The 15,852-nt window shown below is 67.6% G+C and carries 17 protein-coding genes; 9 read left to right on the top strand and 8 right to left on the bottom strand.

Annotated elements, in window-relative coordinates:
- Window positions 1–83: 83 nt before the first annotated feature.
- Window positions 84–1,541: an N-acyl-D-amino-acid deacylase family protein gene (locus HV681_RS13350; protein ID WP_175123524.1), complete on the top strand. Its 1,458-nt coding sequence runs from the start codon at window positions 84–86 to the stop codon at window positions 1,539–1,541.
- A gap of 28 nt (window positions 1,542–1,569) precedes the next feature.
- The gene (locus tag HV681_RS13345; RefSeq protein ID WP_175123523.1) at window positions 1,570–2,529 is read left to right on the top strand and encodes a tripartite tricarboxylate transporter substrate binding protein BugE; all 960 of its coding nucleotides are present in this window, start codon (window positions 1,570–1,572) and stop codon (window positions 2,527–2,529) included.
- A 30-nt stretch (window positions 2,530–2,559) separates the two neighbouring features.
- Here the strand turns inward: HV681_RS13345 and HV681_RS13340 are convergent, their stop codons facing one another.
- The 5 genes from HV681_RS13340 to HV681_RS13320 all read right to left on the bottom strand — a co-directional run bounded on the left by HV681_RS13340 (window position 2,560) and on the right by HV681_RS13320 (window position 7,016).
- Window positions 2,560–3,936 (bottom strand): sulfite reductase subunit alpha, encoded by a 1,377-nt coding sequence (locus HV681_RS13340; protein ID WP_414631945.1) that lies wholly within the window; start codon window positions 3,934–3,936, stop codon window positions 2,560–2,562.
- A 6-nt stretch (window positions 3,937–3,942) separates the two neighbouring features.
- Window positions 3,943–4,890 carry an FAD:protein FMN transferase gene (locus HV681_RS13335; RefSeq protein WP_175123694.1) on the bottom strand — a complete coding sequence of 316 codons (948 nt, stop codon included), beginning with the start codon at window positions 4,888–4,890 and terminating at the stop codon, window positions 3,943–3,945.
- Between the two features lie 84 nt (window positions 4,891–4,974).
- Complete coding sequence (locus HV681_RS13330; RefSeq protein WP_175123521.1) at window positions 4,975–5,775, bottom strand: DUF4198 domain-containing protein; 801 nt, start codon at window positions 5,773–5,775, stop codon at window positions 4,975–4,977.
- 71 nt (window positions 5,776–5,846) lie between these two features.
- Window positions 5,847–6,362, bottom strand: a complete 516-nt coding sequence (locus HV681_RS13325; RefSeq protein WP_056562769.1) for a DUF2271 domain-containing protein — start codon at window positions 6,360–6,362, stop codon at window positions 5,847–5,849.
- 27 nt (window positions 6,363–6,389) lie between these two features.
- Entirely contained in the window at window positions 6,390–7,016 is a 627-nt protein-coding gene (locus tag HV681_RS13320) for a PepSY-associated TM helix domain-containing protein (RefSeq protein WP_175123520.1), read from the bottom strand.
- A gap of 202 nt (window positions 7,017–7,218) precedes the next feature.
- Between HV681_RS13320 and HV681_RS13315 the strand changes: the two genes are divergently transcribed.
- Window positions 7,219–7,773, top strand: a complete 555-nt coding sequence (locus HV681_RS13315; RefSeq protein ID WP_175123519.1) for an HdeD family acid-resistance protein — start codon at window positions 7,219–7,221, stop codon at window positions 7,771–7,773.
- Between the two features lie 5 nt (window positions 7,774–7,778).
- Entirely contained in the window at window positions 7,779–8,171 is a 393-nt protein-coding gene (locus HV681_RS13310) for a fluoride efflux transporter CrcB (RefSeq protein WP_175123518.1), read from the top strand.
- Between the two features lie 81 nt (window positions 8,172–8,252).
- On the opposite strand, the gene HV681_RS13305 is transcribed toward HV681_RS13310, so the two are convergent.
- From HV681_RS13305 to HV681_RS13295, 3 genes are all read right to left on the bottom strand, one after another.
- Window positions 8,253–9,041: a GntR family transcriptional regulator gene (locus HV681_RS13305; protein WP_175123517.1), complete on the bottom strand. Its 789-nt coding sequence runs from the start codon at window positions 9,039–9,041 to the stop codon at window positions 8,253–8,255.
- A gap of 21 nt (window positions 9,042–9,062) precedes the next feature.
- Complete coding sequence (locus tag HV681_RS13300) at window positions 9,063–10,028, bottom strand: Bug family tripartite tricarboxylate transporter substrate binding protein (RefSeq protein WP_175123516.1); 966 nt, start codon at window positions 10,026–10,028, stop codon at window positions 9,063–9,065.
- 89 nt (window positions 10,029–10,117) lie between these two features.
- On the bottom strand, window positions 10,118–11,011 hold the full coding sequence (locus HV681_RS13295; protein WP_175123515.1) for a LysR family transcriptional regulator: 894 nt from the start codon (window positions 11,009–11,011) through the stop codon (window positions 10,118–10,120).
- Window positions 11,012–11,096: 85 nt separating this feature from the next.
- Here HV681_RS13295 and HV681_RS13290 point away from each other — a divergent pair, with 85 nt between their 5' ends.
- The 5 genes from HV681_RS13290 to HV681_RS13270 all read left to right on the top strand — a co-directional run bounded on the left by HV681_RS13290 (window position 11,097) and on the right by HV681_RS13270 (window position 15,836).
- Window positions 11,097–11,942, top strand: coding sequence for an HpcH/HpaI aldolase/citrate lyase family protein (locus tag HV681_RS13290; RefSeq protein ID WP_175123514.1), 846 nt, complete (start codon window positions 11,097–11,099; stop codon window positions 11,940–11,942).
- Window positions 11,943–11,991: 49 nt separating this feature from the next.
- On the top strand, window positions 11,992–13,200 hold the full coding sequence (locus tag HV681_RS13285; RefSeq protein ID WP_175123693.1) for a CaiB/BaiF CoA transferase family protein: 1,209 nt from the start codon (window positions 11,992–11,994) through the stop codon (window positions 13,198–13,200).
- A gap of 54 nt (window positions 13,201–13,254) precedes the next feature.
- Window positions 13,255–14,259: a cyclase family protein gene (locus HV681_RS13280; RefSeq protein ID WP_175123513.1), complete on the top strand. Its 1,005-nt coding sequence runs from the start codon at window positions 13,255–13,257 to the stop codon at window positions 14,257–14,259.
- Between the two features lie 65 nt (window positions 14,260–14,324).
- Window positions 14,325–15,311: a Bug family tripartite tricarboxylate transporter substrate binding protein gene (locus HV681_RS13275; RefSeq protein ID WP_175123512.1), complete on the top strand. Its 987-nt coding sequence runs from the start codon at window positions 14,325–14,327 to the stop codon at window positions 15,309–15,311.
- 66 nt (window positions 15,312–15,377) lie between these two features.
- Window positions 15,378–15,836, top strand: coding sequence for a carboxymuconolactone decarboxylase family protein (locus HV681_RS13270; protein ID WP_175123511.1), 459 nt, complete (start codon window positions 15,378–15,380; stop codon window positions 15,834–15,836).
- Window positions 15,837–15,852 lie beyond the last annotated feature (16 nt).

The following is a 15,852-nucleotide window of genomic DNA, read 5'->3' as shown; positions in this document are numbered from 1 at the left end:
ACGCGATAGATGGATCAATAAAAACAATTTTTCCAGATTGATCGCGCGGACGATACTAGGTCCTTCACCAAGGCAGGAACACCATGCAGGAGACTTTGGATCTGATCATCGAAGGCGGCTGGCTCATCGACGGGCTGGGCGGTCCGCGCAGGCGCGCCGATGTGGGCGTGGCGGGCGAACGCATTGCGGCGATCGGGGACCTGTCGAAGGTGCCCGCGGCCACGCGCGTGAACGTCGCGGGCAAGATCGTGGCGCCCGGCTTCATCGATGTGCACGGTCACGACGACCTGATGTTCGTGGAAAAGCCCGATCTGGCGTGGAAGACGAGCCAGGGCATCACCTCGGTTGTCGTGGGCAATTGCGGCGTCAGCGGTGCGCCCGCACCGCTGCCGGGCAACACCGCGGCGGCGCTGGCGCTGTTGGGCGAGACGCCGCTCTTTGCCAGCATGACGCATTATTTCGACGAGCTGCGCGAGCGTCAGCCGGTCATCAATGTGGCCGCGCTGGTGGGCCACGCCAACCTGCGTCTTGCCGCAATGCGCGATCCGACTGCTCAGCCCACGACCGGCGAGCAAACCGCCATGCAGCAGACGCTGGCCGACGCGCTGGACGCGGGCGCCGTGGGCTTCAGCACGGGTCTGGCCTATCAGCCGGGCGGGCTCGCGCAGCCTCCCGAACTGGAAGGGCTGGCCCGCGTGGCGGCGGCGCGCGGCGCGATGCATACCAGCCACATCCGCAATGAGGGCGACGCGGTCGAGGCGGCCGTCGACGAGGTGCTGGCCATCGGCCGCAACACCGGCTGCGCGACCGTGCTGTCGCATCACAAGTGCATGATGCCGCGCAACTGGGGCAAAAGCGCCGCCACGCTGGCCAACATCGACCGTGCCCGCGCCGAGGGCGTGGACGTGGCGCTGGACATCTATCCGTATCCCGGCAGTTCCACCATTCTGATCCCGGAGCGCGCCGACACCATCGACGACATCCGCATCACGTGGTCGACGCCGCACCCCGAATGCAACGGCGAGTACCTGAGCGACATCGCGGCACGCTGGGGCTGCGACAAGACCACGGCGGCCGAACGCCTGTGCCCGGCCGGGGCGATCTATTTTGCGATGGACGAGAACGAGGTCCGCCGCATCTTTCAGCACGAATGCTGCATGGTCGGGTCCGATGGCCTGCCCAATGACGCGCATCCGCATCCCCGCCTGTGGGGCAGTTTCACGCGCGTGCTGGGGCGCTACGTGCGCGAGGCGCAGCTTGTCACGCTGGAGGCGGCGGTGGCCAAGATGACCGCGCTGCCGGCCCGCGTCTTCGGGCTGGCGGACCGTGGCCGGATTGCCGTGGGCGCGTGGGCGGACATTGTGGTGTTCGATGCCGATACGGTGATCGATCGCGCCACCTGGGAAGCGCCGACGCTCGCGTCTGCCGGCGTGGAGCACGTGCTGGTCAATGGCACGCCGGTTTTTCCGGCCACGGCAGACACCCCGCGGCCCGGTCGCATTCTTCGCCGCGATCAGGCCGCGGCCCAACCCCTTCCATAACAACAGCCGTACCAGGAGACCCAACATCATGATCCGCAAGACTTGCGCCGCCCTGGCGCTGGCCGCCGCGCTGCCGGCCGCTCACGCCGCCTTTCCCGACCGCCCCATCACGCTGATCGTGCCGTTCCCGGCGGGCGGTCCCACGGACATCGTCGGCCGCGTGGCCGCGGCCAAGGCAGGCGAGATCCTGGGCCAGCAGATCGTCGTAGAGAACCGCACGGGCGCGTCGGGCACCATCGGCATGACGGCCACCGCGCGGGCCAAGCCGGACGGCTACACCGTGGGCCTGGCCACCGTCAGCACGCACGGCACGGCGCCGCACCTGTTTCCCAACCTGGCCTATGACCCGGTCAAGGACTTCACGCCCATCAGCAACCTGGTGACCAGCCCCAACATCCTCAGCGTGAATCCGAACTTTCCGGCCAAGACGCTGGCCGAGTTCGTGACCCACGTGCGCGCCAATCCGGGCAAGGACGGCTACGCGAACGCGGGTGCAGGCGGCGTGAACGACCTGGGCATGATCTGGTTCCTGCAGATCATCGGCGGCAAGATGAACAGCATTTCCTATCGTGGTTCGGCGCCGGCGCTGACCGACACGGTGGGCGGCGTGGTGCCGGTGATCTTCGACAACTTTCCGTCGTCGCTGCCGTACGTCAAGAGCAATCACCTGAAACCCCTGGCGATTACCGGAACGGCGCGCAATCCGCGACTGCCCGACGTGCCGACCTTTGCCGAGCAGGGCTACAAGGATTACGACGTGACGGCCTGGTACGGCGTGGTGGGGCCGGCCAACATGCCGGCCGACGTGCGCGACAAGCTGGCGGATGCCTTTGCGCGCGCGGTGCGCGATCCGGCGACCGCGGCAAAGATGGAAGAGACCGGCGCGTTCCCGCTGGGCAACACGCCGGCGCAGTTTGGTGAGCAGATCAGCACCGAACGCGATCGCTGGAAGACGGTGATCGAGCGGGCGCAGATCAAGCTGCAGTAGGGACTCGGGAAACGCGGGCCGCGTGCGTCGTCAATACACGTCGCGCCGGTAGCGGCCCGCATGCTGCAGGGCCTGCAGGCGGTCCGCGCCCAGGATGTCCTGCAGCGCGGCATCCACGCCGCCCGCCATGCCTTGCAGGCTGCCGCAGACATACACGGCGGCGCCGGCGTCCACCCAGGCACGCACGGCGTCCGCCTGGTCGCGCAGGCAGTGCTGCACATAGCGGCGCTCGGGCTGGTCGCGCGAAAACACCGCATCCACGCGTTCCAATGTGCCGTCTTGCCGCCAGGCGTCGATCTCATCGCGGCAGAACCCGTCGCAAGCGGCGTTGCGCTCGCCGAAGATCAGCCAGTTGCGGCGGTGGCCGGCAGCGCGGCGCGCTTTGATCAGCGCGCGCAGGCCCGCAAGGCCGGTGCCGTTGCCGATCAGAATCAGCGGTCGGTCGTCAGCCGGCGGGTGGAAATTTCGGTTCGTGCGTACACGCAAGGCGATCTCGTCGCCGGTCTGCGCAATGTGCGTGAGCCAGCCGCTGCCCAGACCCAACGCGCCATCGGCGCCTTGCATCTGGCGCACCAGCAGCTGGATGGCGCCGTCAGCGGGCAGCGAAGCGATGGAGTATTCACGATGCGCCTCCAGCGCGCCGCCGTGTTCGCGCCGGGGGCCGATTTCGGCGATGTCGCCCGCCTGCCATGCTGCCGTGCTCTCGGGCGGCGGCGACAACGTCAGCAGATAGCATGGGCCGCCCTGGCTGCCGGGATTCAGCAGTGTCCGGCCCGCCAGGCGCCAAGTGTCGTAGACGGGCGCTTCCCAATCGGGCAAATCGCTGCGGCCGGCCAGCAGGCCCAGATGATGCTGCCAGTGGCGCAGCGCGGCCGCGTCGTCGTTGTCGACCTCGACCAGATCGAACAACGGCGTCGCGCCTTGCGCGTGCAGCCAGTCGTTCAACCGGTGGCCAAAGCCGCAGAACTGCGCGTACTCGCTGTCGCCGAGCGCCAGGACGGCATATTGCGCGCCGGCCAGCTCGGCGCCCTGTGGCGTCTGCTGCATCTGGCCGGCAAACGCCGCGGCCGCATCGGGCGGATCGCCCTCGCCGTAGGTGCTGACGACAAACAGCATGCGCCGGTAGGCGGCCAGGCGTTGAAGGTCCAGTTGGTCCAGCGAGGCGACGCGCACGGTCAGACCGCCGGCGCGCAGAGATTCCGCAGTCTGCATGGCCAGCGACTCGGCATAGCCGGTCTGGCTGGCGTAGGCCACCAGCACCGCGTCTTCGGGCGCGGGTGCGCTCAGCGCCTGCAGCGCCAGCGCGTGTTGCGCATGCTGGCGGCGGGCGCGTTGCCAGGCCCACAGGCACAGCAGCAGCCAGGTCAGCACCACGCACGTTGCCGCGATGAATCGGGTGTGCAACATGGGCATTCAGGTGGCCAGGGCCAGGGCTTCAAACTGCGGGGTGGCGACGACGCGCCAGGCGTCTTCGCTGCGCACGATGAACAGCGCGGCGAGGGCATGGCGGCGCGCATAGGCCAGCCCCTCGGCTTCGCCCAGCACCGTCAGCACGGTGGCCAGCGCGTCGGCCTGCATGCAGACGGGGTGCAGCACGGTTACCGAGGCGACCGCGTTGCGTACCGGGTGGCCGGTGCGCGGGTCGATCGTGTGGGCGTAGCGCGCATCGCCGTCGCCGGCGTGGCGCCGGTAGTCGCCCGACGTGGCGATGCTGCAGTTGTGCAGCGGCAAGGCCAGCGCATGGTCGTCGCTGGCGTCGGGGACTTCGATGGCGACGCGCCAGGATTGTCCGTCGGGACGCTTGCCGCGGGCGCGCAACTCGCCGCCGACTTCGACCAGGTAATCGGTGATGCCCAAGGCATCGAGCGCCATCGCCGCGCGGTCCACGCCGTACCCCTTGGCGATGGACGACAGGTCCAGATAGACGCCGCCGGGCTGCCAGGCCGCGCGGCGGTCTTGGTCTAGCGGCACGCGCCGCCAGCCGCAACGATCAAGCGCGGTCTGGATGGCGGCCGGAGAGGGCGGTTCAAAGGCGCGCTGGTGCGGCCCGAAACCCCAGGCGTTGACCAGCGGCCCCACGGTGGGATCGTAAGCGCCGCCGCTGTCCTCGGCCAGCATCAGCGCATGATGCAGCACATGGAAAAACTCGGGCGGCAGCGTCTGCCACCCGGACTCGGCGCGGTTGTAGCGGGTGATGTCCGAGTCTGCTTCCCAGGTGCTCATTTGCGCGACGACCTGGTCCAGCGCGGCCTGGATGCCTTGCCGCGCTGACGCTTCGGTTACGCCCGCCGGCAGCGCCAGGCGCGCGGACCAGGTGGTGCCCATGGTGGCGCCGGCCAACGCGGCCGGGCGCGCCGGCATTGCGCCATAGGCGACGCGAACGGCCGGGGCCGCCGCGTTGCGCGGTGCGAAGGAAGCAGAGGTCGCCACGCGCGCGCCTTTGCCTTACGGTTGCAGCACTTCGACGGTGCCGGCGTACGACAGGCGGCGCTTCTTGGCCTGCGGCACGGTGACCTTGGCGTCTTCCATGCCGGCTTCGATCCAGTACAGACCGGGCTGCGGCCACTTCACCGAGAACTTGCCGTCCTTGTCGGTCTTGATCTGGATTTCGCCGACCTTGTCTCGATAACGGCTGCCGCCCGGCACGACGTTCACGTCCAGGTCGGCGGCGGGCTTGCCGTCCAGCAGCATCTGGAACGTGGCCGCTTCGTCCGTGAATAGGTCGTTCGGGTGCGTCACGGGCGCCAGCTCCAGGCCGCGGCCCACGGGCTTGACGGCCGAGGGCTTGCCGGCGGTGACGAAGGTCTCGACCCGGCCCAGGCTTTGCGAGACTTCAAGCTCGTCGGCCTTGGCCGGCACAGCCTGCGCCATGCCTTCCACCTTGCCGAAGTAGCGCTTGTTCTTGCCGTCTTCCTTCCAGCGCGCGAACACGCCGTCGTTGACCACGGCAACGCGGTAGGTGCCGGCTTGTTTCAACTGCAGGTCGAACGTGCTGCGCAGCTTGCCGCGGTTGATGTTCTCGGCTTCGGCGGCATTGCCGTCCGGCGCGGTGACGGTCAGGCCGTCCAGGCGCAGCGGCGCGTGGTTGAAGTAGAACTTGTCGTTGCCGACCGCGGCGTCCACGGTGATCCAGCTGTCGGTGCCCGACAGCACCGTCGAGGACGGCACGATCCAGACGTCATGGGCGTGAGCGGCAAAGGGCAGGCACAGCGCCAGGGCGGCGGCCAGTTTGGCGGCGGATTTCATCGTTGCGTTCCTTGCGTTCCTTGCGTTTCTTGCGTTGCTTGCGTTGCTAAAGGGGCTGGTCACGAGGCCGGTCAGGGTTTGAGGTCAAGCGCGATGGCGCCCAGTTCGTGTTCGCCGCGCGCGCTCAGTTGCTCGGCCTTTTGCGGCGGCCATTGGAAGGGGATGCGCACCAGTTCGCGGCCGCCCACTTCGCGCGCGGCCTCGACCACCACCGCGTACTGGCCGGGCTTGAGCTGCGCGAGCGGCTTGCTGGCCGCGTCAAACGACAGCGCGTGCTTGCCCACGGGCTTGGTGGCGCCGCTGACGCCGTCCACCGGGAACTGCTGGTTGCGGCCGCTGCGGCGCCACCACTGGCGCATGTCCTTGAGCCATTCGGTGCCTTCGTTGTTCTTCTTGGCCACGTCGTACCAGACGGCCAGGTCGGTGGCCACGCTCTGGTCGGGGTTCTCGATCCAGATCGCCACGTATGGGCGGTGGTATTCGGCCACGTCCAGACGCGGCACCTCGATGGACAGGCCGATGTCTGCGGCGTGGGCCGTTCGTGCGATCAGGCCGGCGAGCAGCGCCGGCAACAGCAACTTGCGCATGGAAATCTCCAGGGCGTATCGATGGAATCAGTGGATGAAAAGCAGCGCCAGCACCAGCGGAATCACAACGCCCAGCCCCACCATGGGCCAGGTTGCGCTGCGGTTGCCGGCGTGCATCTTGAGCAGCACCAGTCCGGTCAGCGAGAACACCAGACAGGCGACGGCGAAGATGTCCAGGAACCAGCTCCAGGCCAGACCCGTGTTGCGGCCCTTGTGCAGGTCGTTCAGGTACGAGATCCAGCCGCGGTCGGTACGTTCGTATTCGATATCGCCGCTGGCGCGGTCGATGGACAGCCAGGCATCGCCGCCCGCGCGGGGCAGCGACAGGTAGACCTCGTCGGGGGACCACTCGGCCGTCTTGCCGGCCGTCGAGGCGTCCAGCGTCTCGTCCAGCCAGGCGGCGACCGAGGCGGGCAGGGGCGCCTTTTTTGCCGCGGGCGCGGCGGCAAGCTGCTGGAGTTGGGCTTCGGGCAGATGGGCCTCGCGGCTGGTCACCACGGCCTTGGATTCGATGTGTGACGCGTTGTTCAGCGTCAGCCCCGTCACCGCGAACAACAGCATGCCCAGCAGGCAAAGCGCAGAACTGATCCAGTGCCACTGATGCAGTGTCTTGAGCCAGTAGGCGCGGCGGCGGGGAGCGGGTTGGGTGTCCATGGAATGTCGGGCAGGAAGCGGCCGGATTCTAGCATTTAATGAGAATTACTCTTAAAAAAGCGAAGCCTTTTCGCGCACGGAAATTTCAATCGATTTCGGCCGAAAGCGCCTTGTGTGCCGAAGCTGAATGCAGGCTGAACGGGTGCGCCGGCCGACCAGCGGGACTAAGATAGGCCACCCTTTGCAAACACCGGAGGTCGTCATGCTGCAACTGCAAGTCGTGGATCAAATCGGTCGTCATTGGGGATGGGTGGCGCTTCGCGGCGTCGTCGCCATCCTGTTCGGGTTCATGGCCATGTTCATGCCGGCCATCACCTTGTCGGCGCTGGTGCTGGTGTGGGGCGCTTTCGCGCTGGTGGACGGGGTGCTGGCGCTGATCGCCGGATTCCGCATCCGCGACAACGGCAAACCGCTATGGGCGCTGATCATCGTGGGCCTGCTGGGCGTGGCGGCGGGTATCGTCACCTTTCTCTGGCCGGGGCTGACCGCGCTGATCCTGCTCTACATCATCGCGATCTGGGCGATCGTGGCGGGCGTGTTCCAGATCATCGCCGCCGTGCGCTTTCGCAAGGCCATCCGCAACGAATGGCTGCTGGGCCTTTCCGGGCTGGTGTCGGTGGCCTTCGGCGCCATGCTGGTCATGCAGCCGGGCGCAGGCGCCTTGGCGCTGGTGTGGGTGATCGGCATCTACGCCGTGTTCTTCGGCATACTGCTGCTGGTCTTTTCCCTGCGTCTCAAACAACACGGCACCGTCTGACCTCCATGTCCGCCTATCAAACGCTGGTTCCCCTGAATTTCCTGGCCGTGGGCCTGGGCGCTATCCTTGGCGCGTGGTCCCGCTGGCTGGTCGGTCTGTGGCTGAATGCGGGCTCGTGGCCGTGGGGCACGCTGGCGGTCAATCTGGCGGGCGGGTATCTGGTAGGCGTGGTGCTGGCGCTGGTGGCCGGGCATCCCGAGTGGCCCGCCTGGGTGCGGCTTGGGGCCATCACCGGTTTCATGGGCGGGCTGACCACGTTCTCGACCTTCTCGGCCGAGACCGTCGCGATGCTGGAGCGTGGCGCGTATGTCAGCGCGCTGGGCTATGCCGGTTTCAGTCTGGCCGGGTCGCTGGCGCTGACGGCGGCGGGGCTGGCCACGGTCAGTCTGCTGCGCTAGGCACGTTGACGCATGTGCTTTAGCGGCGATTGAAGCTGCGGGCGTGCCGCCGCCATTGACGCCTTGCGCGTGCCGCGCCGATCAGCCTCCGTCCGCCCGCGTGGCGACCGCCGCGGGCAGCCACGTCGGCTGGCCGGGCATGTCGTGCGCCTGCATGTTCATGCGGTATTCGTAGCGGTCTGGCCGGTAGCGGGCATGCAGCCACTCTACCGGCCGCCCGGACTCGTCGCGCACCACCCGGTGCAAGCTGAGCAGGGCCGACCCCACCGGCACCTCCAGCAATTCGGCGATGCCGGGCTCGGCCAGCACGGCTGAAATCGACTGTTCGGCCCGCGCCACGCGCACGCCCAGGTCGCGGAAGATGGCCAAGAGCGGTTTGGCGTCCAGATCCTGACGGCGGATGCGCTGGCCGATGTCATCCGGCACAAACGTGGTCAAGTAGGAAAACGGCTGGCCTTCGTGGCTGCGCACGCGCACGGCGCGCTGCACGGGTGCGCCGGGCGGCAGTTCCAGGCGCGCCGCCACCGGCGGCGGGGCGGGCGCGGTTTCCAGTTCCAGCAAGCGCACCTGCGTGTGCATGCCCATGCGGGCCAGGTGCGCCATCAGCGCGTCGATACCCGCACCGTGCTGCGGGCCCGGAAACTGCGCCGGCGGGGCCGCGAACGTGCCGCGCCCCTGCCGCCGCTCGATGAGGCCATCAGCCGCCAGCGCATCTAGCGAGCGCCGTATCGTCAGGCGGGACACGCCGTATTCGGCGGCCAGCGCGTTTTCGCCGGGCATCGCCCTGTCCGTGGCGAACCCGCCGGCTTCGAGCCGTTGCTTCAGCAGCAGATAGACCTTGTGATAAAGCGGCAGCGGGCTGTCGGGCACGGTGGGGCTCCTGGTTGACGTTCAGTCGACGGTCGCGCCGGTGAACTTGACGATCTCGGCATAGCGCGCGATGTCCTCGCGCACGAAGACGCCCAGTTCCTCGGGGCTGCTGCTGACCGCGCTGGCGGCCTCGCCTTCGAGCAGCTTGCGGAACGATGGCGTGTCGACCGCCTTGCGCGCCGCGGCGTTCAGGGCCGCCAGCTTGTCGGCCGGCATCTTGGCCGGACCAAACAGCGCGAACCACGCGTTCGATTCGAAACCCTTGATGGTATCGCCGATGGGCGGCACGCCGGGAAACTGCGGCAGCGCCTGCGGACTGGTGACCCCCAGCGCCCGCAGCGCGCCGCTCTTGATGTGCGGCAGCGCGTTCAGCGAACTGGCGAACATCATGTCCACCTGACCGCCCAGCAGGTCGGTGATGGCCGGTGCCGTGCCCTTGTACGGCACGTTCAGGATGTCCAGGCCTGCCATCATCTTCATGCGTTCACCCGCCATGTGCAGCGACGACCCGATCGCGCCCAGCGCCATCGTGTGCTTGCCGGGGCTGGCTTTGACCAGCGAGACGAACTCCGGCATGGTGTGCGCCGGGAAATCCTTGCGCACGACCAGCACGCTGGGCACGTTGGCCAGCATGCTGATCGGCGTGAAATCGGCCACGGGGTCGAAGGGCAGGTTCCGGTACAGCGTGGCGTTGATGGAAAAGCTGGTGAAGGTGACCAGCAAGGTATTGCCGTCGGGATTGCTCTTGGCGACATAGTCGGCGGCGATGTTGCCGCCCGCGCCCGGCTTGTTCTCGACCACGACGGGGCGTTTCAAGTCCACCGTCATGTGCTGGGCGATGCTGCGCGCCACGGTGTCGGTGGTGCCGCCCGGCGGTGCGCCGACGACCAGCCTGATGGCGTCCGCCTGCGCGAGGGCGGGGGCGGTTGGCATGGCGAACGCCGCCAGCAGCGCGCAGCCCGCGGCGATCCGATGAAGTCCCGGCATGAGTTGTCTCCTGATATGTTGTATTGAGGACAATACAAGTATAGGAAGACGCTCCCGGGCACGCCAGATCGTTTCCCCGTAGAAAGGCGTCAATTGTCCGGCGCACCTGCCGCCTTCGCGTACTCCACGATGGCGATGTCCCGGAACGCCTGGATCAACGCCAGGCGCGGCGACACGCGCGACCAGATCAGTCCGAAGCGGCGCGGTTCGCAGTGCGCGGGCAGCGGCAGGGCGAGCAGACCCAGCCGTTCGATCGTGCCGTTGGTGGACCGGGGCAGGATCGCCACGCCCAGATCCCGGCTCACCATGACCGCAATCGATTCGATCGCGTTCAGCTCGAACCGGTCCCGCGGCGTGATGCCGACGCGGCGCAGATACTCGTCGACATGCCGCCCGCTCCAGTCGTTGCGCTGGTAGCGGATGAACGGCTCCGCGGTGAGCAGGCTGTGCGGATGACGGCCGGCGTGGCGCGGGGCCGCCGCCAGCACATAAGGTTCTTCGCGCAGCAACTGCCAGCCCAGGCTTTTGGACAGCGGATAGGGCGCTTCCAGCGCGATCGCCGCATCGAGTTCGCCGCTTTCAATGGCCGGATAGAAGCGGGCGCTGTGGCCGGGCTGGATCTCCACGCTGATCAGCGGATGGCGTCCGACCAGATGTTCAAGAATGGCCGGCACCATGGAGTTCAGCGCGGTGTTGCCGGCGCCCAGCCGAAGCTCGCCCATCATCTCGCCCGACCGCGCCAGGTAGCGGATCTTTTCGATCCGCTCCAGGACCTCGCGCATCGGTCCGATCAGTTCGATTGCCTTGGCCGTGAGGTGCACGGTGCGGCCGGCGCGCGCGACCAGTGGCACGCCCAGCTCCTGTTCCAGCTTGCGTAGCTGCTGGGCGACGGCGCCGTGTGTCAGTCCCAGGCGGCGGGCGGCCTCGGCCATGGAGCCGTGCTGCGCTACGGCGGACAGCGTGTGGAGAAAGTCGGTGTTCATGATGATAGGGATTCTATCTTCTTATCGTATGGCGGCTTTCCCCTGGCGGCGTGCAGCGCGGTCACAATGCGGCCAGGAGACCACAATGAGAAGCAAGCTTTTCGTGCCGGCGTCACGCCCGGAACTATTCGACAAAGCCATGGCCAGCGCTGCCGATGCGCTGTCCTTCGATCTGGAGGACGCGGTCGCGCCGCCTCGCAAGGCGGCCGCGCGTGCCGAGCTGGCCAGCTGGCTCGGGTCGCCCGCCTTTCAAACGGCGCAGGCTCAACATCCCAAGAAAATTATCGTTCGCGTCAATGCGTCGGACACCCCCTATTTCGCCGACGACCTGGACGCGCTGGGACGATCGCCGATCGACATGCTGAATCTGCCCAAGGTCGAGTCCGCCGACGCGCTGCGCGAGGCCGCGGATCGCGCCGGCCAGGCCGGTTTCGAAGGCGAGCTGCTGGTCACCGTTGAAACGCCGCTGGCGCTGGCCCGCGCGGCCGAGCTGGCGGCGGCGCACCCCCGCGTGGCGGGCCTGCAATTGGGCCTGGCCGACCTGTTCGAACCCCTGGGCATCGACCGTTACCAGCCCGAGACCCTGCGCGCGGTGATGCTGGCGTTGCGGCTGGGCGCCGGTTCCGCGGGCAAGTACGCCATGGACGCCGCCTATGCCCGCGTGCGCGACGGCGAGGGCTTCCAGGCCGAGGCGCAACTGGCGCGCGCGCTGGGTTTCCTGGGCAAATCCTGCGTGCATCCCAGCCAGATCGCCATCGCCAACGAGGTCTTTGGATTCAGTGCCGAAGAGATCGATGCGGCGGAACGGATCGTCGCGGCAAGCAAGGCGCAGGAAGGGGTGGGCGCTTTTCTGCTGGACGGCAAGATGATCGACGCGCCCTTCGTGCGGCGCGCCCGCGACGTCCTGCTGGCCGCAGGACGCGCCGCCTGAAACGGCCTGCGCGAATCGCGGCCGAGCTTTTTATCGGATGAATTGCATGATGGAAATTGAAACCTCCGCTCAGTTGCCGCTGGTCGGCGTCAAGGTGCTGGACCTCAGCGCCTACATCGCGGGTCCGTACGGCTGCGCCTTGCTGGGCGACATGGGCGCCGACGTGATCAAGGTCGAGCCGCCCGAAGGCGACAACCTGCGCAAGTACCCGTCGACGCTGCCGGCCGAGAGCCGCGCCTTTCTGGGCATCAACCGCAACAAGCGAGGCCTGTGCCTCAATCTGAAAGACGAAGCGGGTTACGAGGTGCTGGTCAGGCTGGTGCGCGAGGCCGATGTGCTGGTTCACAATTTCCGCCCCGGCGTGCCGGAGCGCCTGCGCATCGACTTCGCCACGCTGGCCGCCATCAACCCGCGCCTGATCTATTGCGCGATGACGGGTTACGGCGCGGCCGGTCCGATGGCGCGCCACGCGGGCTACGACCAGGTGCTGCAGTCCATGACCGGCATGTGCGCGGCGCAGGCCAAGCCCGACGGCCCGCCCGAGGTGCTGTACGGATCGGTGGTCGACTACTACGGCGCCGCGCTGATCTCCAACAGCGTGTCCGCCGCGCTCTATCAGCGCGAGAAGACCGGGCGCGGGCAGGCCATCGAAGTGTCGCTGCTGGGCAGCGCGCTGGCCATGCAGTCCGCCCGCCTGGTCTGGGCCGAAGGCGAGCCGCGCCGCATCGAACGCGACATGCGCTCGGGCGGCATCACGGGCATCCATCCCACGCGCGAAGGCCATCTCTACATTTCGGCCAACACGCCGCATTTCTGGCGTGCGCTGTGCGATCACCTGGACCTGCAGGATCTGGCGGACCATCCCGACTACGACACCGTGAAAAAGCGCGCGGCGCAGGCGGCCGTGCTGATCCCGCTGGTGCGCGAGGCGCTGGCGCGGGCGTCGGCCCGTGAATGGGCCGAGCGCTTCGGCCAGAGCGTGCCTTGCGCGGAGGTGCGGCCGGTCGAGGACATGTTCGACCACCCGCAGGTGGAGGCGATGGGATTCATGCGCCCGTATCACAGCGAGAAGGCGGGCAATTACCTCGGTCTGGCGCAATGGGCGCAGTTTGGCGGAGCCGCAGCGCAAGACGAAGCCAGTGCCGGCGCCGTGCGCGCCGCGCCGGGTCTGGGTGAACACAGTCGCACCATTCTGTCCGCCCTGGGATACACAACGAGCGAAATCGACCAATTGCTGCACACCTCCGTGGTGCAATAAGCAGTAACAACCAAGATAAGCATCGTCCGGCAAAAGGGCGAGGAGACAGGAATCATGAATCAAGCGCAACGCTATGTGCGCCGCCCGGACGGATCGAACTGGGGCGATTTCGGACACGATGACCAGTTGGGCACCCTCAACCACCTGGACGCCCAGGCGCGGCTGGCCGCGGTTGCCGAAATCCGCACCGGAATCTCGTTTTCGCTGAGCCTGCCCCTGACCGTGCCGCGCGCGCCGGTGCTGAATCCGCGCCGCAAGGGCCCGGTGATCCAGCCCGCCGAAAAAAACGGGGTGCCGGTCTACCGCTATCCGCTGGACCGCGACGTACCGGGCGCCACCGATGTCATCAGCGACGACCGCGTCACGCTGTCGCCGCAATATTCCACGCAATGGGACGCGCTGGGGCACGTGGGTTCGATGTACGACGCCCACGGCACCGGCCAGCCGCAGCCCACCGGCTACAACGGCTTCACCGTCAGCGAGCCCGCCACTGAGGGCTTTACAGGCACCCGCGACCTGTCCATCGCGCCGATGGCGCGCCACGGCATCCAGGGGCGCGGCGTCTTGGTGGATCTGCGCGCCCATTTCGGTGATGCGCAGCGCAAGGTGTCCCACCGCGAGCTGATGGACGTGATGCGCGCCGATGGCGTGGAAGTCCGGCCGGGCGACGTGCTGTGCCTGCACACTGGGCTGGCCGACCTGGCGCTGACGCTCGGCGACGACGAGCAGGAGCGGCTCAAAACGAGCTGCTGCGTGCTGGATGGCGGCGACGCGGACCTGCTGGCCTGGATCAAGGACAGCCGGATCGCGGCCATCGCCGCCGATAACCACGCGGTCGAACTGCGCAACCATCACCTGGACTCGGGCAAGGGCGCGCTGTTGCCCCTGCACGAGCAATGTCTGTTCAAGCTGGGCCTGCCCTTGGGCGAGCTCTGGCACCTGACCCCGCTGGCGCAATGGTTGCGCCAGCACGGCCGGCATGCCTTTTTCCTGACCGCGGCGCCCATGTACGTGCCCGGTCTGGTCGGCGCGCCGGTCAACCCCATCGCGACCGTCTGACGACGGCTCGCGCCACGACCCTTGACCGATCGAACATCCCCGCAGGGGAGACCCGAGGAGCACACATGAAGAAAACCCGTCGCACGGCCTTGGCCGCAATTCGTCCGCTGGCCGCCGCCATCGGTCTGGCCACCGCCTTTGGCGCCGCGCACGCAGCCGGCTACCCCGAGCAGCCCATCACCGTGGTGGTGCCGTATTCCGCCGGCGGCGGCGCGGACAACGCCGCGCGCATCATCGCGCAAGGCATGGGCGAAGTCGCCGGCCAGAGCGTCGTGATCGAGAACAAGGGCGGCGCCAGCGGTTCCATCGGCGCGGCGTTCGTGGCGCGGGCCAAGCCCGACGGCTACACGGTGCTGTACGACGCGTCGTCCTTCTCGATCAATCCGGTGCTGCGCAAGCTGCCCTATGACGCCAAGAAGGACTTCGTTCCGGTCTCGCAGGCCGTCAGCGTACCCAACATCCTGGTGGCCGCGCCCGGTTCCAGCTTCAACAACCTGCAGGACTTCATCGATGCCGCGCGCGCCAAGCCCGGCCGCCTGACGTTCGCGTCGTATGGACCGGGTAGCCTGGCGCAGATGGCCGCCGAGCTGCTCAAGAAGGATGCGAACCTGGATATGGTGCACGTGCCCTACAAGGGCGGCGCGCCGGCCATCGTGGACGTCATGGGCGGTCAGGTCGACGTCTACTTTGCCAACGCCGCGTCCAGCCTGAACTACGTCACCGGCGGCAAGCTGAAGGCGCTGGCGGTCTCGTCGTCGCAGCGCATGCCCGAACTGCCCAATGTGGCGACCGTGGGCGAAGCCGGCATCAAGAACTTCAACGTGGTCGAGTGGAACGGCTTCTTCCTGCCGGCCGGCGCCAGCCCTGAAGTGGTGGCCAAGCTGCAGGACCTGGTGCAAAAGGCGCTGGCGCGTCCCGATACCCGCGAGAAGCTCGCCAAGCTGGGCCTGACGCCGGTCGGCAGCAGCGCCGAGGACTTCGCCAAGTTTGTCGACGCGGAACAGACCCGCTGGGCCGAGGTCGTGAAAACCAATAACATCCAGGTGAATTGATCATCCGGGGGCGGGCGCGGCAACGTTTGCACGCGCCAGCCCCCGATCCGAATGGAGATTGACCAGATGAGCCGGGAAGACGATTTCGAGCGCGGCCTGGAAAACCGCCGCGCCGTGCTGGGCGATGAATGGGTGCAGCGTTCGCTGGATCGCGCCACCACGTTCACCGCCGACTACCAGAACATGATCACGCGGTATGCCTGGCACGATATCTGGAGCCGCCCCGGACTGCCGCACAAGGCGCGCCGCATGATGGTGCTGGCGGTGACGTTGTCGCTGGGCCGCTGGGAAGAATTTGAACTGCACGTGCGCGCCGCGTTGACGGCACAGGATGCCTCGCGCCTGACGCCCGATGAACTCAAGGAAGTGCTGCTGCAGAACGCGATCTACGCGGGCGTGCCGGCGGCCAACACGGCCTTCAATCTTGCGCAGAACATCCTGCGCGAGGTTGCGGAGCAGATCGGCTATGAGCTCGCCGCGGCAGACCCGCGCCAGGCCGACCTGTTCGGGACAAAGCCGGCCTGACCGGTCTGCGTCAGGC

The organism is Achromobacter animicus (assembly GCF_902859585.1).
In the GTDB taxonomy this organism is placed as follows: domain Bacteria; phylum Pseudomonadota; class Gammaproteobacteria; order Burkholderiales; family Burkholderiaceae_B; genus Achromobacter; species Achromobacter animicus.
Note: the sequence above shows the minus strand (reverse complement) of the source record. Positions and strands in the feature narration are given on the sequence as shown.

Coding starts and splice junctions, on each gene's coding strand:
- HV681_RS13350 (WP_175123524.1), top strand. CDS start 84: ATGCAGGAGACTTTGGATCTGATCATCGAAGGCGGCTGGCTCATCGAC.
- HV681_RS13345 (WP_175123523.1), top strand. CDS start 1,570: ATGATCCGCAAGACTTGCGCCGCCCTGGCGCTGGCCGCCGCGCTGCCG.
- HV681_RS13340 (WP_414631945.1), bottom strand. CDS start 3,936: ATGTTGCACACCCGATTCATCGCGGCAACGTGCGTGGTGCTGACCTGG.
- HV681_RS13335 (WP_175123694.1), bottom strand. CDS start 4,890: ATGCCGGCGCGCCCGGCCGCGTTGGCCGGCGCCACCATGGGCACCACC.
- HV681_RS13330 (WP_175123521.1), bottom strand. CDS start 5,775: ATGAAATCCGCCGCCAAACTGGCCGCCGCCCTGGCGCTGTGCCTGCCC.
- HV681_RS13325 (WP_056562769.1), bottom strand. CDS start 6,362: ATGCGCAAGTTGCTGTTGCCGGCGCTGCTCGCCGGCCTGATCGCACGA.
- HV681_RS13320 (WP_175123520.1), bottom strand. CDS start 7,016: ATGGACACCCAACCCGCTCCCCGCCGCCGCGCCTACTGGCTCAAGACA.
- HV681_RS13315 (WP_175123519.1), top strand. CDS start 7,219: ATGCTGCAACTGCAAGTCGTGGATCAAATCGGTCGTCATTGGGGATGG.
- HV681_RS13310 (WP_175123518.1), top strand. CDS start 7,779: ATGTCCGCCTATCAAACGCTGGTTCCCCTGAATTTCCTGGCCGTGGGC.
- HV681_RS13300 (WP_175123516.1), bottom strand. CDS start 10,028: ATGCCGGGACTTCATCGGATCGCCGCGGGCTGCGCGCTGCTGGCGGCG.
- HV681_RS13295 (WP_175123515.1), bottom strand. CDS start 11,011: ATGAACACCGACTTTCTCCACACGCTGTCCGCCGTAGCGCAGCACGGC.
- HV681_RS13290 (WP_175123514.1), top strand. CDS start 11,097: ATGAGAAGCAAGCTTTTCGTGCCGGCGTCACGCCCGGAACTATTCGAC.
- HV681_RS13285 (WP_175123693.1), top strand. CDS start 11,992: ATGGAAATTGAAACCTCCGCTCAGTTGCCGCTGGTCGGCGTCAAGGTG.
- HV681_RS13280 (WP_175123513.1), top strand. CDS start 13,255: ATGAATCAAGCGCAACGCTATGTGCGCCGCCCGGACGGATCGAACTGG.
- HV681_RS13275 (WP_175123512.1), top strand. CDS start 14,325: ATGAAGAAAACCCGTCGCACGGCCTTGGCCGCAATTCGTCCGCTGGCC.
- HV681_RS13270 (WP_175123511.1), top strand. CDS start 15,378: ATGAGCCGGGAAGACGATTTCGAGCGCGGCCTGGAAAACCGCCGCGCC.